The 20100-nt window shown below is 72.8% G+C and carries 15 protein-coding genes and 1 pseudogene; 9 read left to right on the top strand and 7 right to left on the bottom strand.

All coding sequences use genetic code 11. The features are described from left to right. Positions 1–44: 44 nt before the first annotated feature. The 3 genes from ACWCQM_RS01605 to ACWCQM_RS01595 all read left to right on the top strand — a co-directional run bounded on the left by ACWCQM_RS01605 (position 45) and on the right by ACWCQM_RS01595 (position 2319). Positions 45–812: an enoyl-CoA hydratase/isomerase family protein gene (locus ACWCQM_RS01605; RefSeq protein WP_450913373.1), complete on the top strand. Its 768-nt coding sequence runs from the start codon at positions 45–47 to the stop codon at positions 810–812. 251 nt (positions 813–1063) lie between these two features. Continuing rightward, entirely contained in the window at positions 1064–1579 is a 516-nt protein-coding gene (locus ACWCQM_RS01600) for an ATP-binding protein (RefSeq protein WP_450913372.1), read from the top strand. Between the two features lie 524 nt (positions 1580–2103). Beyond that, on the top strand, positions 2104–2319 hold the full coding sequence (locus ACWCQM_RS01595; RefSeq protein ID WP_329233029.1) for an EF-hand domain-containing protein: 216 nt from the start codon (positions 2104–2106) through the stop codon (positions 2317–2319). A 45-nt stretch (positions 2320–2364) separates the two neighbouring features. On the opposite strand, the gene ACWCQM_RS01590 is transcribed toward ACWCQM_RS01595, so the two are convergent. From ACWCQM_RS01590 to ACWCQM_RS01575, 4 genes are all read right to left on the bottom strand, one after another. Further along, positions 2365–4653: an N-acetylmuramoyl-L-alanine amidase gene (locus ACWCQM_RS01590; protein ID WP_450913371.1), complete on the bottom strand. Its 2289-nt coding sequence runs from the start codon at positions 4651–4653 to the stop codon at positions 2365–2367. 181 nt (positions 4654–4834) lie between these two features. Beyond that, positions 4835–5842: a terpene synthase family protein gene (locus ACWCQM_RS01585; RefSeq protein WP_450913370.1), complete on the bottom strand. Its 1008-nt coding sequence runs from the start codon at positions 5840–5842 to the stop codon at positions 4835–4837. A 289-nt stretch (positions 5843–6131) separates the two neighbouring features. Further along, on the bottom strand, positions 6132–6605 hold the full coding sequence (locus ACWCQM_RS01580; protein WP_450913369.1) for a carboxymuconolactone decarboxylase family protein: 474 nt from the start codon (positions 6603–6605) through the stop codon (positions 6132–6134). 104 nt (positions 6606–6709) lie between these two features. Further along, entirely contained in the window at positions 6710–7429 is a 720-nt protein-coding gene (locus ACWCQM_RS01575) for a CPBP family intramembrane glutamic endopeptidase (protein ID WP_450913368.1), read from the bottom strand. Positions 7430–7637: 208 nt separating this feature from the next. Between ACWCQM_RS01575 and ACWCQM_RS01570 the strand changes: the two genes are divergently transcribed. From ACWCQM_RS01570 to ACWCQM_RS01555, 4 genes and pseudogenes are all read left to right on the top strand, one after another. Then, positions 7638–9350 (top strand): alpha/beta hydrolase, encoded by a 1713-nt coding sequence (locus ACWCQM_RS01570; protein ID WP_450913367.1) that lies wholly within the window; start codon positions 7638–7640, stop codon positions 9348–9350. 94 nt (positions 9351–9444) lie between these two features. Continuing rightward, positions 9445–10968, top strand: a complete 1524-nt coding sequence (locus ACWCQM_RS01565) for an amino acid permease (protein WP_450913366.1) — start codon at positions 9445–9447, stop codon at positions 10966–10968. Continuing rightward, a complete protein-coding gene (gene dapE / locus ACWCQM_RS01560) occupies positions 10965–12050 on the top strand; it encodes a succinyl-diaminopimelate desuccinylase (RefSeq protein ID WP_450913365.1) in 1086 nt (361 codons plus the stop codon). The genes ACWCQM_RS01565 and dapE overlap by 4 nt, the downstream gene beginning before the upstream one ends. 580 nt (positions 12051–12630) lie before the next feature. After that, positions 12631–13472 (top strand): annotated as a pseudogene (locus tag ACWCQM_RS01555) (hypothetical protein). 49 nt (positions 13473–13521) lie between these two features. On the opposite strand, the gene ACWCQM_RS01550 reads toward ACWCQM_RS01555, so the two are convergent. Next, positions 13522–15099 carry a PucR family transcriptional regulator gene (locus ACWCQM_RS01550; protein WP_450913364.1) on the bottom strand — a complete coding sequence of 526 codons (1578 nt, stop codon included), beginning with the start codon at positions 15097–15099 and terminating at the stop codon, positions 13522–13524. 148 nt (positions 15100–15247) lie between these two features. On the opposite strand from ACWCQM_RS01550, the gene ACWCQM_RS01545 reads away from it, so the two are divergent. Together ACWCQM_RS01545 and menC are read left to right on the top strand one after the other, a co-directional pair. Beyond that, positions 15248–16093, top strand: coding sequence for a chorismate synthase (locus ACWCQM_RS01545; RefSeq protein WP_450913363.1), 846 nt, complete (start codon positions 15248–15250; stop codon positions 16091–16093). After that, positions 16090–17211, top strand: coding sequence for an o-succinylbenzoate synthase (gene menC / locus ACWCQM_RS01540; RefSeq protein ID WP_450913362.1), 1122 nt, complete (start codon positions 16090–16092; stop codon positions 17209–17211). Before ACWCQM_RS01545 ends, menC begins: the two co-directional genes overlap by 4 nt. 84 nt (positions 17212–17295) lie before the next feature. Here menC and ACWCQM_RS01535 read toward each other — a convergent pair whose 3' ends face one another. Both ACWCQM_RS01535 and glyA read right to left on the bottom strand, forming a co-directional pair. After that, the gene (locus tag ACWCQM_RS01535) at positions 17296–18681 is read right to left on the bottom strand and encodes an L-serine ammonia-lyase (protein ID WP_450913361.1); all 1386 of its coding nucleotides are present in this window, start codon (positions 18679–18681) and stop codon (positions 17296–17298) included. A gap of 155 nt (positions 18682–18836) precedes the next feature. Next, a complete protein-coding gene (glyA, locus tag ACWCQM_RS01530; protein WP_450913360.1) occupies positions 18837–20096 on the bottom strand; it encodes a serine hydroxymethyltransferase in 1260 nt (419 codons plus the stop codon). Between the last annotated feature and the right edge of the window lie 4 nt (positions 20097–20100).

Raw genomic sequence — 20100 nt, 5'->3', positions numbered from 1 at the left:
CGGCACCGGGCCCGTCGCCGTTAGCGACGGTTAACCTGCTCACCATGACCGTAACCCTCGAAGTAAGCGACAACGTCGGCACGATCCGCCTGGACCGGCCTCCGATGAACGCCCTGGACGTCGCCGTCCAGGACCGGCTGCGCGAGCTCGCCGAGGAGGCGGGCCGGCGCGACGACGTGCGCGCGGTGATCCTCTACGGCGGCGAGAAGGTGTTCGCGGCGGGAGCGGACATCAAGGAGATGCAGGCGATGGACCACACGGCGATGGTCGTGCGCTCCAGGGCGCTCCAGGAGTCCTTCACCGCCGTGGCACGCATCCCGAAGCCGGTGGTCGCCGCGGTCACCGGCTACGCCCTGGGCGGCGGCTGCGAGCTCGCGCTCTGCGCCGACTTCAGGATCGCGGGGGACAACGCGAAGCTCGGCCAGCCGGAGATCCTGCTCGGGCTGATCCCCGGAGCCGGGGGCACCCAGCGCCTCGCCCGGCTCGTCGGCCCGTCCAGGGCCAAGGACCTCATCTTCACGGGCCGTCAGGTGAAGGCCGACGAGGCCCTGGCGATCGGCCTGGTCGACCGTGTGGTGCCCGCCGCCGAGGTCTACGAGCAGGCCCGCGCCTGGGCCGCCCGGCTGGCCGGGGGACCGGCGCTCGCGCTGCGGGCCGCCAAGGAGTCCGTGGACGCGGGCCTGGAGACGGACATCGACACCGGGCTGACGATCGAGCGCAACTGGTTCGCCGGCCTGTTCGCCACCGAGGACCGGGAGCGGGGCATGCGGAGCTTCGTGGAGGAGGGGCCGGGCAAGGCCACATTCCTCTGACCGAAAGTGAGTTACGTACAAGGGCGCGCAGGTTCATCCATGCGGGCGGATTAGCTGGACCTTAAGGAAACCTTAAGGCCCGGCGTCCGTTCCGCTGGTGCAATTACTCGATCCATTCATGTCGTCGCAGGTGGCAGTGGGTGCAAGGACCCTCTTTCTGCCCCCGGCATATGCCAGGGAACCAACCCGGAATGACTGGTTCCGGGTAGGGGATTCCGTCGGAACGGTCACGGAGAGCGTTCTGTACGGCCATGATGGTGAGCATGGCGGGCCTGGAGGGTGTGGAGCAGCCGCGACCGCGCAGCAGCGCGACGGCGGCACGCTGGATTACTGCCGGCGATGACGAACAGGCGTTCAAGGCGCTGGAGTTGTTCGGGAATCCGACGGAGGACGAAGTCCGTCTGCCGTCCCGCCCGGAGTCCGCCGCCACCGCGCGCCGGATCACCTCGTGCGTGATGCTGCGTCAGTGGCAGCTGCCCGCGCAGACGGCCGAGCACGGGGTGCTGCTGGTCTCCGAGCTCGTCGGCAACGCGGTGCGGCACACCGGGGCGCGGGTCTTCGGTCTGCGGATGCTGCGGCGCAGGGGCTGGGTCCGGATCGAGGTGCGCGACCCCTCGCGCGGGCTGCCCTGCCTGATGCCGGTCCGGGAGATGGACGTCAGCGGGCGGGGGCTCTTCCTCGTCGACAAGCTCTCCGACCGCTGGGGCGTGGATCTCTTACCGCGCGGCAAGACCACCTGGTTCGAGATGCGCACCTCCGACCGCTGACACGCAGAAGCCCCCGGGCCGGCCAGGGTGGGGGCCGCATCGGGGGCTTCTGAGGGGGCCGTGGAATGGGGGGTGTGTCCACGGCCGCACAGGGGACCTGGCTCGGGTCGGAGGAGGTCGTGCCACCGACTATGGCAGACAGGCGACCGAGGAGCCAAAGCCCCATAACGGGCAAAACCGGATAAATGCTCCCATTCGCCTTCGCAATCATAGGTGCGATGGGTCACTTACCTGGCATTCTTTGCACATTCATCACATTCGCTCGGTGATTCATCGATCACTGCGTGAGGTGTCCCCCACCCGGCCGCGGCCCCCGCCCCGCGCTGCCCCCGCTCCTGGCCGAGATCGGCCGGCGCCGCATGCGCGCGGTGACCGCCTCGGAGCTGCTGACCTGACGCCCGCGTCCCCGCGCACCGGCGCCGCCCCGGCGGGCGGGCTTCACGGAGGGCGGAGCGATGCCTTGGCCGTCCGGGCCGCCGGATAATCTGACCTCCGTCAACAACGCACAACGAAGGGGCGGAACAGTGGCGGACATCGAGTCGGCACGCAAGGCATTCGAGCGCTTCGACCAGAACAGCGACGGCAGCATAACCGCGGCCGAGTACAAGAGCGCCATGGCTCAGCTCGGTGACCCCTACGTCACCGAGACCGTGGCGCAGGCCGTCATCAACGCCCACGACGCCAACGGTGACGGCGAGCTCACCTTCGACGAGTTCTGGGCCTCGCAGAACAAGGCCTGACCCGCGCCCGGACCGGCAGGTGCCGGTCCGGGCGGGGAGGCCCGGCTACTTGATGTAGACCAGGCCGTCGGTGGTGACGGTGGGCCTGCCGCTCGTACCCACCACCACGATCTTGACGGTGTGCTTGGCGGATGCCGACCAGGACTTCGTCCAGATCGCCTGGCGGTACTTGGTGGTGGAGGACTTCAGGTCCACCGTCGCCGCCTTGACCCCGTCCACGTAGACGTACGCCTGACCGGACGTCGACGCCCTGGACACCACCCACGCCGCCGAGCGGCCGGTGAACGTCCACGTCAGGGCGGCGTTCCTGGTGCCGCTCGAATACGACTTGCCGCCGAGATAGCTGGACGAGGACCGCGAGGACCAGGTGCCGCTCTTCGTGGCCGAGGTCTCCTGGAGGATGACGGGCGTACCGGCGACGGAGGCGGCCAGGCTGTTGCCCGCCCGGTCGTAAGCGGTCATCTTCCAGGTCGTCGCGACGGCGGACTTCGCCGTGTGCGACGCGCTCGTGACCGTCGGACCGTAGGTCCTGGCGACCGGCGCGGTCAGGCGCACGTCCCGCAGCTGCACCGCGTCGGACGCCTTCCACTTCAGGGTCAGCGGGACGGCCGTCGTGCTGACCGTGCCGGTGCGCAGCGAGAGGTTGGGCTTCGTGGAGAAGGCCGGCGCGGTCCTGTCGGCCACGACGGTGGCCGCCGCGGACACGGAGGTCTTACCCGACTGGTGGGTCGCCCGCACCTGCACCTTGTGGGTGCCGACGGCCAGGGTGGCCTTGGCGGAGGTGGCGCTGCCCGGCGCGGTGGCGACCGGCTTTCCGTCCACCAGCAGCTCGTACTTCGTGACGAGCACGGCGGGTGTGGTCGCCGACCAGCCGACGGTGATGTCCGCCTTCGTGTAGTACGACGTGCCCGAAAGCACGGCCCCGGTCACCGACTTGACCGCGAGACCCGTGACGGGCCCGGCCGCGTAGCCGCGGATCGTGGGCAGCTGGGCGTACAGCTTGGTGCCGGGGCACTCGGTGTTGTAGCCGTCACGGTGCCCGGAGACGGCGGCGAACGGGTACGCCGTCCCCCCGGTGAACGCCTTCCCTGCGTGGTTGGTGCCGTTGGCGCCCGCCGTCAGCGTGGCCGTGCCCGAAGGGCTGACGCCGTACTGGCCGAGCTTCCACGCGGCGACCCTGGCCACCGCCGTCGTCGCGGCGGTCGCGGCCGCCGAGTCGGTGTACAGCCCGATGACGGCGATGCCCGCCGTCTCGCGGTTGAAGCCGTAGGTGTGCGCGCCGAGCACGGCGCGGTCCACGCCGCCCTTGCGGCCCTCGAAGACCGTGCCGCACTTGTCGACGATGAAGTTGTAGCCGAGGTCCTTCCAGCCGTTCGACTGCACGTGGTAGGCGTGCAGCCCCCGGACGATCGCCGCCGAGTCGGCGCAGGAGTAGGTGTTCGTCTGCGCGGTGTGGTGCACGAACACGGCCTTGACCGTGTCCATGTAGTCGGGGGACTCGTCGTTGAGCGACTCGTCCGCGTTCCAGCCGGCCCGGGAGACGATCGGGGGCTTCGGCGCCGTGGACGGCAGCGGCGGGGGCAGCGTCGCGGTCGGCTCGGCGGTCGCGGACGGCGACTCGGAGGGTGCCGGAGGCGAGGCGCTGCCGGGGTCCGTGGTCGGTGACGGGTCCACCGGGGCGCTGGTGCCCGGCTCCTCCGTCGCCGGCGGCGTGGTCTCCTCCGTGGGCGCTTCGGTGGGTTCGGCGGACGGGGAGGCGGACTCCGTCGTGGTGTCCGTCGGCTCGGCGGTCGGCTCGTCGGTGGCGTCCACGGCGTACGCGATGGGCGCGGAGCCCGCCCGGCCCGGGTCCACGGTGTCGAGCCGCAGGCCGGCGGGAAGCCCGGCGGAGGTGCCGCCCCCGGAAGTCACGCGCACCTCGACGCCGTCGGAGAGCCCGACCCAGCGGGGCTCGGTGGTGCCCCGGGTGCCGGGGCGCCCGGCTTCGGTACGCCCGTCCACCTCGGTGTCGATGGGCAGCCAGGCCGACCAGTCACCGCTCGGCACCGACCGCGTACGGGCCTCGACCGTGCCGGTGATCTTCGCCGACGGGTCGGTCCAGGTGACGCCGAGCATGCTGAACGGTTCGGAGTCGTCCTGTCGCAGGGTGGCGCTCGCCCCGTCCTTCGACACCTTCAGCGCGGACCGGTGCACTTCGGTCTGTGCCGGGCCCGACGAGGAGCCGAGGTCGTCGGGTACGTCGGAGGTGCCGGTGACCCCCTCGAACACCAGGACACCCGCCACGGCCGTCGTCGCGACGGCAGCCGTGGCCCATATTCTTCGCTTCACTCGCACGTGGTCCCCGAGGATGTATGACTGCCGTGGCGGCAGTGAGCAGGATGTGCCCGGCGGTGGGGGGCACCGGGGTTCCGTCCGATCTTCGCTCATGCGCCGCGCCCGTTGCCAGTTCCCAGGACTCGGACCGGTCACAATCGTCGACGCCCGAGGTCCCGCCCGGAGCCCGCGCCGGGCCGGGTCAGCCGGTGAACCAGCCGGACAGGGTCTCCCGCCGGTCGACCTCGACCAGGTCCGGACGCGTGTAGCGCTCCGCGCGCGCGTGGTAGTCGAAGTCGCCCCGCACCAGGCCCCGGTAGTCCCGGGCGCAGCGCTCCAGCGCCGCCCGTGCCGGGCCCTCGATCCCTGCGGCCCCGATCTGCGTGGCCAGCTCCTTCTCGGCGCGCTGGAGGCGTTCGGCGATGCGGGACAGCTGGATGCCGGCCTCGTTCACGGCCTGCTGGAGCGTGTAGCCGCGGTCCCGGTGGACCAGGCGGACGGCGTTGTGCGCGTACCCGACGACGGCCTCCTTCTCGACGGAGCAGATGTCGTTGCACAGCCCCGAGTGGTCGGTGACCGCGTCGCGCAGGGCGGCGTACGCGGGCAGGGCGCGCGCCGGCTGCGGGAGCTCCGGGCCGTCGGCGATCTCGTGCAGGTCCAGGAACGCCCGCATCGCTCCCGAGTCCCTGCGGTGCCTCACGAAGTCCGCCCGGCCCGGCAGCTGTCCGGCTGCCCGCTCGACGGCCTCGGCGTAGTGCGTCCATAGCCAGCGGACGGTGTGCCGCCCGAACCGCCCGGTCCACAGCGGCGACCGGCCTGGGAAGGTCCGCTCCCGCAGGTCGACGAGCGCGTGCTCCATGGGGCTGCGCGGCCCGGCCCCCTGGAAGACCTCGACCAGCCTGCCGATCGCCTTGCCGCACACGTCCGGATCATGGCCGGCCGGCCCGTCGTCGAACTCGTCGTCGACCAGGTACGCCCAGAAGAGCCACTGGCTGAAGAGGTCGAGACGGGCCTGCGGGGCCTCGGGGAACAGGAGCGAGGTCCGCAGCTCCGGGCGGGCCCTGAGCATGCGCGTACGGACGGACGGCGACAGGCCGAGAGCGTGCTCCCCGGCCCAGCGCCAGGCGGCCCTCCCCGCCTCCGCCATGCCCGGATTGCACCCCGCGCTCCGGAACGGCATGTGGAACACCGGCAGAACGATCTGGCCCATCGCCGCCCCTCGTCGAGATCACCACCCGTCAGGCCAGTGAACCCTTCGGACGGGGGAGAGGAAAGCGGCCTCCCGGTCAGCTCTCGGCCTCCGAGGGGTACGTGGCCTCGAAGGATGGCCGGAAAAGGGCCCGGACCTCCTCGCCGCCGAGCCCCTCGGTCCGCGCCCGGTGCGGCCATTCGGCCGGCGAACGCGGCGGCCGGCCGTCGCGGGGTGCGGCCGGCGGACGCGGCTCCCAGGGTCACGCGGTCCACGGACCGCACGCCCTGGGAGCCGGGCTGCCGTGTCCTCAGCCGAACTGGCCGGGCTGGTAGTCGCCCGCGGGCTGCTGGACGATGACGTTCATGCGGTTGTAGGCGTTGATCAGTGCGATGAGGCCGATCAGGGCGGCGAGCTGGTCCTCGTCGTAGTGCTCGGCGGCTTCGGCCCAGACCTCGTCCGTGACGCCACCGGCGGCGTCGGCGATCCGGGTGCCCTGCTCCGTCAGTTCGAGGGCCGCGCGCTCGGCGTCGGTGAACACGCTGGCCTCGCGCCAGACCGCGACCAGATTCAGGCGCGTCGGGGTCTCACCGGCCTTGGCGGCGTCCTTGGTGTGCATGTCGGTGCAGAATCCGCAGCCGTTGATCTGGCTCGCGCGGATCTTCACCAGCTCCTGCGTCGCGGCCGGCAGCCCCGAGTCCGAGAGCACCTTGCCCGCCGAGTTGATGTGCCTCAGGAACTGGCCGGAGAGAGGGCTGCCGAAGAGGTTCAAGCGAGCGTTCATGGTGCACTCCTGTGCCGTCGTCGTTGCTTGCACCACTGGGACGGAACGCCCGCCCCGGGATGTGACACTGCACGGATGTGACGTACGTCTCCCCGTACGGGCGGTCAGCGCAGGATGAACCCGGCGAGGTAGCCGAGCGCGTTGGTCGCCCAGTGCAGGCCCATCGGGGCGAGCAGGCTGCCGCTGCGGCGGCGCAGCTCGCAGAAGACGACGCCGGACGCCCCGGTGAAGAGCACCGCCCCGGCGGTGGCGGCGACCGTGGCGGCGAGGGTCCCGGCGTCCGAGGTGCCGAAGAGGCCCGAGAGCGCGGGCTTGTCCGTGGCCAGGTGCAGTGAGGGCAGGACGTGCCAGAGGCCGAAGAGGACGGAGGAGACGACGGTGGCGGTGACGGTGCCCCGGGCCCGTACGAGCAGACCGTAGAGCACCCCGCGGAACGCGACCTCCTCCAGCAGGACCGTGCCGACCGGGACCTGTACCAGCATGCGTTCGGCGACCTGGGCGCCGGACAGACCCTCGTTGCGCTGATCGGCGAAGAGGTCCCGGGTGGCGGGCAGGAGCCCGCCCACCAGATAGACCAGCCCCACCAGACCGATCAGGACGGCCGCCCAGCGCGCCCCCGCCGCCCAGGTGCCCCTGCCGAGCCCGGCGCCGGGCCAGGAGCCGCCGGACCACTTCCACACGCCCAGCAGGACCGCGGTGACGACCGGTGAGACGACCAGGCCCCAGCCCTGGAGGAGGCGGCGGTTCACGAGGTTGGTGGCGACCAGCACGGCGACGGTCAGCGTGATCGCGGCGTTCAGGGACAGTCGACGCCCTTCGCTCATGCCGTCTCCGTACCTCGTCCTCCGGCGCGGACGGCCGGAGCTCTCCTGGCGCCGGGGCCCGGAAGACCACCTTCGGCGCGGAGCACCGGCCGCACAACTCGTGGCGGGCGTCCAGGGTTCGTCGCAGGGTGTCGCCGGGTGCGCGCGCGTTCCTGCGCCTAGCGTGCCTCTGGAACGGCCGCGGCCGATGTCGAATCCGGGAGGCCCCATGACGGGAAGTGGCGGAGCCACCCGGCAGGACCCCGGCCGGGGCCGCCCCGGAGCCCGCCGGGGCGCGCGGCGCACGGAGCGGTCCGCCGTGGTGCGGCGCCCGCCGGGGGCGGCCGGCCTCCTGGTGGCGGTCCTGTTCTACATGGCCTCGTTCACGCCCTCGCTCATCCCTCGCTCCTGGTGGATCCAGTCGCTGGCGGCGGGGGTCACGGCGGCGGCCGGGTACGGGGCCGGGGCGTTCGTCGGCTGGGCGGCGCGGCGGTGCGGGCTGCGCCCGGGCGCGACGGCGCTCCGGTGGGCCCGGCTGGTGCTCGTGCCCCTCGGGGTGGCGGGCGTCGTGGTGGTGACGGCGCGCAGCGTCCACTGGCAGGCGGATGTGCGCCGCGCGGTCGGCATGGAGCCCGGCATCGTCTGGTGGCAGTGGCTCCTGGTCCCCTTCGCCGCGCTGCTGCTGTGCGCCCTGCTCGTCGGGGTGGCCCGGTCGGTCCGGCTGGGCACGCGCGCCCTGGCGCACGTGATGGGGCTGGTGGTCCCGCGCCCCTGGGCCGTGGCCGGCGCCGTCGCGCTGGCCACGGTCGTGGTGGTGGGCGTCCTCCAGGGCTTCCTGCTGCGCGGACTGCTGAACCTCGCGGAGAGCAGTGCCTCGCTGACGAACGGGTCGACCAGCGAGGGGATCGTCCGCCCCTCGCTGTCGACCCTCTCCGGCAGCCCGGCCTCGCTGGAGAGCTGGTCCTCCCTGGGCCGGAACGGGAGGGACTTCGTCGGCCAGGCCCCCACCCGGGCCGAGATCGCGGCGTTCACCGGTGGCGCGGCGGCGAACCCGATCCGGGTGTACGTGGGGCTGGAGGCGTCCTCCACCCTGCGGGGCCGTGCGGAGCTCGCCGTACGGGAGCTGGAGCGCACCGGCGCGTTCCGGCGCGAGGTGCTGGTGGTGTTCGGCACGACCGGCAGCGGATGGGTCAACGAGAGCCTCGCCAAGCCGCTGGAGTACATGTACGGCGGTGACAGCGCGCTGGTGAGCCTCCAGTACTCCTTCCTGCCGAGCTGGATCTCGTTCCTGACCGAGAGCGAGGCCGCCGAGGCGGGCGCCGCCCTGTTCGACGCCGTGCACGCGCACTGGGCGGCGCTGCCCGCAGGCAGCCGCCCGAAGCTGCTGGTGTCGGGGGAATCCCTCGGCTCGTACGCCACCGAAGGCGCCTTCGACGGCCGGCTCGCCGCCATGACCGCCCGCAGCCAGGGCGCCCTGCTGGTCGGGCCCACACTGCGCAACCCGATGTGGGAGCGGCTCGGGGAGGACCGCGACCCCGGCACTCCGCTCTGGCTGCCCGTCCACGAGCAGGGGCGGACCGTGCGCTTCGCCCGCCGGGCGGACGATCTGGAACGGCCCCCCACCGCGTGGACGACGCCCCGTGTCCTCTATCTGCAGAACGGTTCGGACCCGGTCTCCTGGTGGTCCCCGGGGCTGCTCACCTCCAGGCCCGGATGGCTCGTGGGGCCCAAGGCGCCGGACGTCTCCCCGGGGATGCGCTGGTACCCCCTGGTCACCTTCTGGCAGGTGACCTGCGATCTCGCGGTGGCCGACTCGGTTCCGGACGGGTACGGCCACCGCTTCGGCACCCTGCCGGTCGCGGCCTGGGCCGCCGTCGCCGGGCCCCCGGGCTGGACGCGCTCCGACACCGTCCGCCTGGAAGCGGTCCTCGCGCGGGAATGAGAGGGCCCGCGGCGAGGGCGCCCGGCACGGGCCTCCCCACGCCCGCCGAAGCCTTTTGGCCGAATGGCCAAAAGGCTTCGGTGCATTCTGGCGAATGTTCCCACCCTCGCGCGGGCGCCACTCAGCATCATCGGGGCGACAACCAGTGCGTGGCGAGGGGAGCGGTGCCGTGGAGACGGTCCAGAGGCGTCCGGGCGAAGGCCCGAAGGGCGGCCTGACGCAGAAGCTGACGAGACGGCAGGACGTCTCGGGCGCGGCACCGCCCGGCAGCGGGCTGCGGCGCACGATGGGCATGTGGCAGCTGACCCTGCTGTCCGTCGGCGCCACGCTCGGCACCGGCATCTTCGTCGTCCTCGGCGAGGCGGTGCCCGAGGCCGGGCCGGCGATCATCGTGTCGTTCGTCCTCGCCGGGGTCACGGCGCTCTTCTCGGCCCTGTCGTACGCCGAACTCGCGGGCATGATCCCCCGCTCCGGGTCCTCCTACAGCTACGCGTACGCCACGCTCGGCGAACTCGTCGCCTGGGTGTGCGGCTGGTGTCTCATCCTGGAGTACGGGGTCTCGGTCGCGGCCGTCGCCGTGGGCTGGGGACAGTACGTGAACGAACTGCTCGACCTGGTCCTCGGCGTCACCCTGCCCGACACCCTCAGCGCACCGCCCGGAGCCGGAGGCGTCCTCAACATCCCGGCCGCGGTCATCGTCCTCCTCTCCATGGTGGTCCTGCTGCGCGGTGCCAAGGAGAGCGCCCTTGCCAACGTCGTCATGGTCGGCGTGAAGGTGGCCGCCCTGGTGATGTTCTGCGCCGTCGCCTTCACCGCGTTCCGCGCGGGCAACTTCCAGCCGCTGTTCCCGCTCGGCGCCGCCGGGATGAGCGCGGGCGCGGCCTCGCTCTTCTTCTCGTACATCGGCTTCGACGCCGCGTCGACGGCGGGCGAGGAGGCGAAGAACCCGCAGCGTGACCTGCCGCGGGCGATCATCCTCTCCCTCGTCCTGGTCACCCTCCTGTACGTGCTGGTCGCCGTGGCCGCGCTCGGCGCGATGCCGTGGCGTGACTTCGAAGGGACCGAGGCCACGCTCAGCCAGGTCCTCGTGCAGGCCGTGGGCGGCGGCAGCCTCTGGCCGATCCTGCTGTCGATCGGTGCCGTCGTGGCGACCACGAGCGTCGTGCTCACCGTCCAGTACGGGCAGATCCGCATCCTGTTCGCCATGTCACGCGACGGCCTCGTGCCGCCCGTCTTCTCCCGGGTGCACCGCAAGAGCGGGGTGCCGCGCGCCAACACGGTGATCGTCTCCTCCTTCATCGCCGTGCTCGCCGCCCTCGTCCCCCTGGGAAGCCTCGCCGACGCCACCAGCATCGGCACCCTGTTCGCGTTCGCCCTGGTCAACGTCGCCGTCATCCTGCTGCGCCGCCGCAGCCCCGACGCGCCCCGCAGCTTCCGGGTGCCGCTGTCGCCGCTGGTCCCGGTGCTCGGTGTGATCTGCTGCGTGTACATGCTCTTCAGCCTCGGCACGGACACCTGGATCACGTTCGGTGTGTGGATGGCCGTCGGGCTCGCGGTGTACTGGCTGTACGGGATGAAGCACTCCGCGCTCGGCGCCCCGAAGGAGGAGCAGTCGTGACGCAGGCCCTCGATCTCACCGCCGATGCCGTCGGGCTGACCCGCGCACTCGTCGACATCCCTTCCGAGAGCGGGGAGGAGGGACCCCTCGCGGACGCCGTGGAGGCGGCCCTGCGGGCCCTGCCCCACCTGAGCGTCGAACGGATCGGCCACTCCGTCGTCGCCCGAACCGCACTCGGCCGCCCCGAGCGGGTGATCCTCGCCGGCCACCTGGACACCGTGCCCGCCGCGGACAACCTCCCCGCCCGCCTCGACGGCGAGCGGCTGTACGGCCTGGGCGCCTGCGACATGAAGGGCGGTGTCGCCGTGGCCCTGCGTCTGGCGGCGGCACTCACCGCACCCTCCCGTGACGTCACGTACGTCTTCTACGAGTGCGAGGAGGTCGCGGGCGACCGCAACGGGCTGCACCACATCGCCACGGAGCGGCCGGAACTGCTGCTCGACGCCGGCCTCGCGATCCTGATGGAGCCGTCCGACGCGGGCGTGGAGGCGGGCTGCCAGGGGGTCCTGTGCGCCGACATCACCGTACGGGGCGCCCGCGCCCACACGGCCCGGGCCTGGATGGGGGCCAATGCCGCGCACCGGGCCGCCGCCGTGCTCCAGCGCCTCGCCGACCACACGCCGGAGCGGGTCGTCATCGACGGGCTGGAGTACCGGGAAGGGCTGAGCGCCGTCTCCGTACGCGCGGGGGTGGCCGGGAACGTCGTCCCCGACGTCTGCGAGATCTCCCTCAACGCCCGCTTCGCACCCAGCCGTTCGCCGGAGGAGGCCGAGGAGTACGTGCGCGGGCTCTTCCCGGCGGACCAGTTCCCGCCCGAGGAGTACGAGTTCGTGGTCACCGAGGTCGTGCCGGGGGCCCTGCCGGGTCTGGACCGGCCGGCGGTCGCCTCGCTGGTCGGCCTCCTCGGCGCCGAGCCGCGCCCCAAGCTGGGCTGGACCGACGTGGCCCGGTTCACCGGACTCGGCGTCCCCGCCCTGAACTTCGGACCGGGCGACCCCTCCCTGGCGCACACCGCGGGGGAGTACGTTCCGGTGGCCCAGCTCGGCCGGTGCGAGGACGCGCTGTCGGCCTGGCTGAAGTGACCGGGGGAGCGGCCCGGGTGTCCGGCAGATGGTGCCGGTGGCCGCGGAGACCGGTCCGGCGCCGGTGCGAGCGGTCCGGTGGTACGAGTGGCAGGGAGAAGGGCCGGCGAGGCATCGCGCGGCCGATGGCCCGGCACCGACGCCCGGCCATCGGCTGATCGGGCCAACGCGGGCTCCGGCGCAGGGCCGGCTCCGAGCAGCTCTGGCAGAGTCGACGGGGTCAGGGGGCCGTGGTCGGCGGCGCCCGCACCTCAGCGATTCGGGGAGATGCCATGAGCGGAGAGGGAGGCGGCCCCCGCCCGTACGTGTGCGGAGCCCGTGAGCCCCGCCCGTACGTGTGCGGAGCGCGTGGGCCCAGTCCGCACGCGTGCGGAGCTTTCGTACCCCGCCCACCCATGGGCCCGGGAGGACCCGGAGCGGCAGGGGGCACCGGCCGGGGGCCCGAGCCGCCGCCGTCCTGGCGAGCGCCGGCCGGTCTGCCGGCCCGCACCCACGGCCGTCCGCCGTGGTGGCGCGAAGCCGAGGGGCGACGCTCCCCGGTCGGGCCCGGTCAGGGCGGCATCGCCGCCGCCCCGCCCGTATGAGACAGCCCGAACCGCGCGCCGAGGGTGCCGGGCCCTTCACGACACGGCTCACCTGGCAGCCACCCGGTGGCGGCAGCGCGCTCTGGGAATCCCGGCTCGCCCGGCGGCGCGGGCTCATCACCGTAACGTCACCCGGGGCGGCCACCGCCCATCACGCCCGCGCCGACCGCACCGCCGTCGCACGGCTGCGCAGGCTCAACGCGATCGCCGCCACCGCCTTCGTCCTCGGTGGACTGCTCTTCGCCGCCGGAGCCGCCGTCGCCCAGTTCGGCTCCGGTGACGCCACCACCTGCGCGTCGATCTACTTCGCCGGCGGCCTGTGCTTCAACACCGGCGGATACGTGTCCCTGCTCCAGGTGATCAACGCGCCTCGTCATGTGCCAGGGGGCGAAGGTGCCCTGGTCACCCGGCGCTGGCGCTGGTGGAGCTACGAGCCGGGGCGGGCCGACTGGCTGAGCACGTTCGTGCTGTTCGCCGGGACCCTGGTGTTCGGAATCAACCTGCTCGACTCCTTCCTGCAAGGGCTGAGCGTGCAACAGATCAACCGGCTGATCTGGACCCCCGACATGATCGGCTGCCTGCTCTTCCTGATCTCCGGGCACCTCGCCGTCGTCGAGATCTGCCACGGTCGGCCGCGCCTGCTGCCGCGCGAGCTGGGCTGGTGGATCGTCGCCGTGAACCAGCTCGCTCCGTCCTCTTCATGGTCTCGGCACTCGCCGCCTACACCCGCCCGGCCACCGGCAGCCTGAGCAACGCCGACATCGCCAACTGGGGCACCCTCACCGGCGCCCTCTGCTTCTCCGCGGCCGGGCTGCTGCAGTTCTACGAACGGCCGTGACCTTCAGGCCCTTGGGGTCCCGCCCCCGCGAACCCCCTCGGCCGGAGCGCTACCGGCCGGCCTCGGGCTCCGCCTGCCGGGTGCCGTCCGACAGCCGGGCCCGCAGCCAGAGCACCAGCCGCTCATCGGGGTCGTCCAGATCCAGGCCGACCTGCTCCCTGGCCTGGCGGAGCCGGTAGCGGCAGGTGTTCGGGTGCACGGCGAGCCGCTCCGCGGCCCCCGCCATGTCGCAGCCCGCCGCGAGCCAGGCGTTCACCGTGCGGGAGTAATCCGTGCCGTGCTCCGCGTCGTGCGCCAGCAGCCGCTCCCAGGCGCCGCCCTCGAACTCCCGCTTACCGCGCGTCAGTTCAGCCAGACGCAGCAGGGTCACCCGGGCCTGGACGTCGTCGACGAGCGCGACCGGGCGCTCCGCGTCGAGACAGCGCAGGACCAGGTCCGCGTCGTCACGGGAGTCCACCGCCCGCGCGAGCCCGGCCACCAGGGCCCCCAGCCCCGCCCGCACCGGCATCCGCAGGGCCTGCCCCGCCCGGTCCACGATGGCCTGCGCCAGCTGCCTGTGCCGGGCCGCTCCGCGCTCGCCGGCCGCCGGGAGCAGTGCGTAGACGACCCCGTCGGCGAGGACGCAGGCATGACGCCCGTAACGGGCTTCGCACTGGAGGCGTACGAGGTCGAGCAGGCGCAGCGCCGTCTGCTCGACGTCCGGCGCGGTGCTGACGCCCGCCGGGACGAACGCCGCCACCCGCACCGGATCGGTGCCCGCGCCCAGGCCGAGGCGGTGGGCCGCGGTGTCCGGGTCGACCGTGCCGTCCAGGACCCGGCGCAGCAGGTCACCGCCCAGATGCCGGGCCAGCTCCTGCCCGGCGCGGGCCCGCAGCAGCAGGAGGGCCGCCGTGGAGGCGCCCTGGGCGAGGGCTTCCACGGCGTCGGGGGCGAGAGTGCCGTCGTCGACGACCCAGAGGGAGCCGAGGGTCTCACCGCCCGCCCGCACGGTGACCGCGAGCCGGGGCAGGTTGTCGCCGTCGAGCGCGGGAAGGCGCAGGGGCGCCCCCGCGGCGAACAGGGCCCGGTACTGCGCGGCGTTCTCCGGGCTGTCGGGGACCTGGAGACCGAGGATGCCCTGGCGGCGGTCCTCGTCCACGGTCTGCCCGGGCACGGTCGAGTAGGCGAGGATGCGCTGGCGCGGGTCCTCGACGGCGGTGGCCCCGCCGACCGCCGCGGCGATGGCGTCCGCCAGGGCGAACAGGTCCCCGGAGGCGCTGGGCGCACCCCCGCCGCCCGCGCCGGCCGCCGAGGAGAGCAGCAGGTGGACCCGGTGCCAGGCCGCGTCCTCGTCGACCGCGAGCAGCGCGATCCCGGCCCGCTCGGCCGCTTCTACGGGGCCGTCCGCACCCCGTACGACCACGGCCGCCATCCGGGCGGCCGCCGCGGCGTGCAGCAGCGGGCCGGCCGCGGCGGCCCGTACCCCGACCGCGAGGAGCACGGCACCGGGTGTGTCCGGCAGGGCCGCGTCGGCGTCGTACAGCAGGACCTCGCCCACCGGCACGCCGAGCCCGGCCGGTGCCGCGACGGCCCGCACGGACGACCCGCCGAGCACATCGAGCAGATCACTGAGAGTGGGGACGTCCATGGGGCCTCTCGGTTCGTGGTCCGGGACCGGCCGGACCGAAGGCACGGGGGCGCTTGGGCATCATCTTTGGCCGATCGCAACATGACTTTAGGCGTCTCTTGTTCCGACGGACAACCAGGCCGGGGCCCGGCCCACGGAGACTCAAGGCATGACAGCAGCACCCGCAGTACGTGACCGCGCGACCGCCGCCGCGCGCACGGCCGGCGTCACGACCAGCACCGTCCACGACGTGTCCGGCATCGCGGCCGTCGCCGACTTCTTCAGCGACGTGTGGCAGACCCCGCGCAGCGTCCCGCCCTACCCGGCCGAGGTCCTGCACAGCCTCGTGCACGCCGGCGGCGCCGTGCACGCCGCTCACACCGGACAGGGCGACCTCTGCGGCGCGGCCGTCGCCGTGTTCGGCGAACCGCGCGCCCGCGACGTGTACTCCCTCGTGGCGGCGGCCCGCACCAGCGACCGGGGCGTGGGGCTCGCGGTGAAGCAGGCGCAGCGGGTGTGGGCCCTGGAGCGCGGGGCCGGCTCCATGCGCTGGACCTTCGACCCGCTGGTCGGCCGCAACGCCCGCTTCAACCTCGTCAAGCTGGGCGCGGAAGGCACCGAGTACCTCGTCGACTTCTACGGGCCGATGACCGACGGCCTCAACGACGGCGACGAGAGCGACCGCCTCACCGTCACCTGGGACCTGACACGGGACCGCCCCCTCACCGAGCGGCCCGAGGAATCGTCCGGGGCGGGGGGGAAGGCCGTCGCCACCGCCCCCGACGGCGCCCCGCTCGCCGTCCGCGCCGGGGACACCCTCCGCTGCCGCGTCCCCGACGACATCGTGAAGCTGCGTGCCGCCGACCCGGCGCTCGCGCTGCGCTGGCGCCACGCCGTCCGTGACGTCTTCACCCAGGCCTTCGCCGACGGGTACACCGCCACGTCGATGTCCCGCGACGGCTGGTACACCCTCACCCCCGCCGGCTCACGCATCCAGGAAGGCGGCCCGGCATGAAGCTGGAAAGCGTCGAACTCCTCCACGTCGCCATCCCCCTGGTGACCCCGTTCCGTACGTCGTTCGGCACGATGACCACCAAGGACACCTTCCTGCTCCGTGTCGTCACCGACGAGGCGGAGGGCTGGTCGGAGTTCGCCGCCGACCCCGAGCCGCTGTACTGCTCCGAGTACGTGGCGGGCGCGGAGACCGTGATCCGCGACTTCCTGCTGCCCCGCGTCACCGCCCGGCCGGACCTGACGACCGCCGCCCTGGCCCCCGCCATGGCGAAGGTCAAGGGCCACGAGCTGGCCAAGGCCGCGCTGGAGACGGCCGTGCTCGACGCCGAACTGCGGGCCCACGAGATGTCCCTCGCCACCTATCTCGGCGCCGTCCGCGACCGGGTGCCCGCCGGGGTGTCCGTCGGCATCAAGGACTCGGTCCCCGCCCTCCTGGACGACGTGGAGCGCTATCTCGCCGAGGGCTACGTCCGGATCAAGCTGAAGATCGAGCCCGGCTGGGACGTCGAGCCCGTCCGCGCCGTCCGCGAGCGCTTCGGGGACGGCCTGCCGCTCCAGGTGGACGCCAACACCGCCTACACCCTCGCCGACGCGGACCATCTGCGCCGTCTGGACGAGTTCGGCCTGCTGCTCATCGAGGAGCCGCTGGAGGAGAACAACCTCCACGCCCACGCCCTCCTCCAGCGCCGCATCGCCACCCCCGTCTGCCTCGACGAGTCGCTGCACAACGCCCGGGACACCGCGTCGGCCATCGCGATGGACGCCTGCCGCGTCGTCAACATCAAGCCCGCCCGGGTCGGCGGCTACCTGGAGGCCCGCCGCCTGCACGACGTCGCCTCCGCCCACGGAGTACCCGCCTGGTGCGGCGGCATGCTGGAGACCGGCATCGGCCGCGCCCCCAACCTGGCCCTCGCCGCCCTCCCCGGCTGCACCCTGCCCGGCGACACCTCGGCGTCCAGCCGCTACTTCGCCGAGGACATCACCGAGCCGTTCGTCCTCGAAAACGGCCACCTGCCGGTGCCGCGCACGCCCGGCATCGGCATCAGCCCGAGGCAGGACGCGCTGCGCCGCTTCACGACGGCGCGCCGGTACCTGTACGGGGGCGCCGCCGGACGGTGACACGAGCCGACGCGAGGCCGACCGGGCGCCGGCGCGGCCTCGCGTCCCATGCGGCACGCGAGCCCCGGTGCCGGGACCGTTCCCTCAGCACTCGATGATGTTCACCGCGAGCCCGCCCCGGGCCGTCTCCTTGTACTTCACGGACATGTCCGCGCCCGTCTCCTTCATGGTCTTGATGACCTTGTCCAGGGAGACCTTGTGGCTGCCGTCGCCGCGCAGCGCCATCTTCGCCGCCGTGACCGCCTTGACCGCGGCCATGCCGTTGCGCTCGATGCAGGGGATCTGGACGAGGCCGCCGACCGGGTCGCAGGTGAGGCCCAGGTTGTGCTCCATGCCGATCTCGGCGGCGTTCTCCACCTGCTCCGGGGAGCCGCCCAGGACCTCGGCGAGGGCGCCGGCGGCCATGGAGCAGGCGGAGCCGACCTCGCCCTGGCAGCCGACCTCGGCGCCCGAGATGGAGGCGTTCTCCTTGAAGAGCATGCCGATGGCTCCGGCGGCCAGCAGGAAGCGGACCACGCTGTCGTCCTTCTCGGCCTCGGTGCAGCCGCCCGCCGCGAAGTTCATCCAGTAGTGCAGGACCGCCGGGATGATGCCCGCCGCTCCGTTGGTCGGGGCGGTGACGACGCGGCCTCCCGCGGCGTTCTCCTCGTTGACCGCCATCGCGTAGAGGGTGATCCACTCCATGGCGTGCGTCTGGGGGTCGCCCTCCGCGCGCAGCTGCCTGGCGGAGTTCGCCGCGCGGCGGCGGACCTTCAGGCCACCGGGCAGGATGCCCTCCCGGGACATGCCACGGGCGATGCAGGCCTGCATGACGCGCCAGATCTCCAGGAGGCCCTCCCTGATCTCGGCCTCGGTGCGCCAGGCCTTCTCGTTCTCCAGCATCAGCGAGGAGATGGACAGGCCGGTCTCGCGGGCGAGCCGCAGCAGCTCGTCGCCGGTGCGGAAGGGGTGCTTCAGGACGGTGTCGTCCGGGACGATCGGGTTCTCCCCGGCCACCGCGTCCTCGTCCACGACGAAGCCGCCGCCGACCGAGTAGTACGTCTTCTCCAGGAGCGGGGCGCCGTCGCGGTCGTACGCGAGGATCGTCATCCCGTTCGCGTGGTACGGCAGGGCCTTGCGGCGGTGCAGGACCAGCTGCTCGTCGGCGTCGAAGGGGATCTCGTGCATGCCGAGCAGGCTGAGGCGCCCCGAGGCGCGGATCTCCTCGACGCGGGTGTCGGCGCCCTCGACGTCGACGGTGCGGGGCGACTCGCCCTCCAGGCCGAGCAGTACCGCCTTGGGGGTGCCGTGGCCGTGGCCGGTCGCACCGAGCGAGCCGTACAGCTCGGCCCTGACCGAGGCGGTGTGGGCCAGCAGGCCCTCGTTCTTGAGGCGGCGGGCGAACATGCGTGCCGCGCGCATCGGGCCGACCGTGTGGGAGCTGGAGGGGCCGATGCCGACCGAGAAGAGGTCGAAGACCGAGAGGGCCACGGGAGTACTCCTAAGGCGTTGGTGGACGTCGTTGTCCGCCGGGTGGTGCGGGGACGGGCCGGTGGGCCCGGGTGCGCGGGGCAAAGGGGTGGGGGCACCGCGCACACAGGTTCAGTGTGCGCGGTGCCCCCACCCGGCGTGCAAATCGCGGGTGACTACTTGACGCCGGGGTACAGCGGGAACTTCTCGGCCAGCGCGACGACGCGGGCCTTGAGGGCGTCGGCGTCGTACGCGGGCTTCAGCGCGGCCGCGATGATCTCGGCGACCTCGGTGAAGTCCTCGGCCTGGAAGCCACGGGTGGCCAGGGCCGGCGTGCCGATGCGCAGACCCGAGGTGACCATCGGGGGCCGCGGGTCGTTCGGGATGGCGTTCCGGTTGACCGTGATGCCCAGCTCGTGGAGCCGGTCCTCGGCCTGCTGGCCGTCCAGCTCGGAGTTGCGCAGGTCCACCAGGACCAGGTGGACGTCCGTACCGCCGGAGAGGACGGAGACGCCCGCCTCGGTGACGTCCGGCTGCACCAGGCGCTCGGCGAGGATGCGGGCGCCGTCCAGGGTGCGCTGCTGGCGCTCCTTGAACTCGTCGGTCGCCGCGACCTTGAAGGAGACGGCCTTGGCCGCGATGACGTGCTCCAGCGGGCCGCCCTGCTGGCCGGGGAAGACCGCCGAGTTGATCTTCTTGGCGAGCTCCTGCGTCGACAGGATGACGCCACCGCGCGGACCGCCCAGGGTCTTGTGCGTGGTGGTCGTGACGACGTGGGCGTGCGGCACCGGGTTGGGGTGCAGACCCGCGGCGACCAGGCCCGCGAAGTGCGCCATGTCGACCATCAGGTACGCGCCGACCTCGTCCGCGATGCGGCGGAAGGCGGCGAAGTCCAGCTGGCGGGGGTAGGCGGACCAGCCGGCGACGATCAGCTTCGGCTTGGACTCCTTGGCGAGGCGCTCCACCTCGGCCATGTCCACGACACCGGTGTCGTCGACGTGGTACGGGACCACGTTGTAGAGCTTGCCGGAGAAGTTGATCTTCATGCCGTGGGTCAGGTGACCGCCGTGGGCGAGGTTCAGGCCCATGATCGTGTCGCCCGGCTTGAGCAGCGCGAACATCGCGGCGGCGTTGGCCTGCGCACCCGAGTGGGGCTGGACGTTCGCGGCCTCGGCGCCGAAGAGCGCCTTGATGCGGTCGATCGCGATCTGCTCGACCACGTCGACGTGCTCACAGCCGCCGTAGTAGCGGCGGCCGGGGTAGCCCTCGGCGTACTTGTTGGTCAGGACGGAGCCCTGCGCCTCCATGACCGCGACCGGAGCGAAGTTCTCCGAGGCGATCATCTCGAGGGTGGACTGCTGACGGTGGAGCTCGGCGTCGACGGCGGCGGCGACGTCCGGGTCCAGCTCGTGGAGGGAGGAGTTGAGAAGCGACATCAGG

The organism is Streptomyces sp. NPDC002125 (assembly GCF_053593715.1).
Note: the sequence above shows the minus strand (reverse complement) of the source record. Positions and strands in the feature narration are given on the sequence as shown.

Bases quoted from the DNA above. Each gene is read 5' to 3' on its own strand.
- ACWCQM_RS01605 (WP_450913373.1), top strand. From the start codon at position 45: ATGACCGTAACCCTCGAAGTAAGCGACAACGTCGGCACGATCCGCCTG.
- ACWCQM_RS01600 (WP_450913372.1), top strand. From the start codon at position 1,064: ATGATGGTGAGCATGGCGGGCCTGGAGGGTGTGGAGCAGCCGCGACCG.
- ACWCQM_RS01585 (WP_450913370.1), bottom strand. From the start codon at position 5,842: ATGGGCCAGATCGTTCTGCCGGTGTTCCACATGCCGTTCCGGAGCGCG.
- ACWCQM_RS01580 (WP_450913369.1), bottom strand. From the start codon at position 6,605: ATGAACGCTCGCTTGAACCTCTTCGGCAGCCCTCTCTCCGGCCAGTTC.
- ACWCQM_RS01575 (WP_450913368.1), bottom strand. From the start codon at position 7,429: ATGAGCGAAGGGCGTCGACTGTCCCTGAACGCCGCGATCACGCTGACC.
- ACWCQM_RS01570 (WP_450913367.1), top strand. From the start codon at position 7,638: ATGACGGGAAGTGGCGGAGCCACCCGGCAGGACCCCGGCCGGGGCCGC.
- ACWCQM_RS01565 (WP_450913366.1), top strand. From the start codon at position 9,445: ATGTTCCCACCCTCGCGCGGGCGCCACTCAGCATCATCGGGGCGACAA.
- ACWCQM_RS01550 (WP_450913364.1), bottom strand. From the start codon at position 15,099: ATGGACGTCCCCACTCTCAGTGATCTGCTCGATGTGCTCGGCGGGTCG.
- ACWCQM_RS01545 (WP_450913363.1), top strand. From the start codon at position 15,248: ATGACAGCAGCACCCGCAGTACGTGACCGCGCGACCGCCGCCGCGCGC.
- menC (WP_450913362.1), top strand. From the start codon at position 16,090: ATGAAGCTGGAAAGCGTCGAACTCCTCCACGTCGCCATCCCCCTGGTG.
- glyA (WP_450913360.1), bottom strand. From the start codon at position 20,096: ATGTCGCTTCTCAACTCCTCCCTCCACGAGCTGGACCCGGACGTCGCC.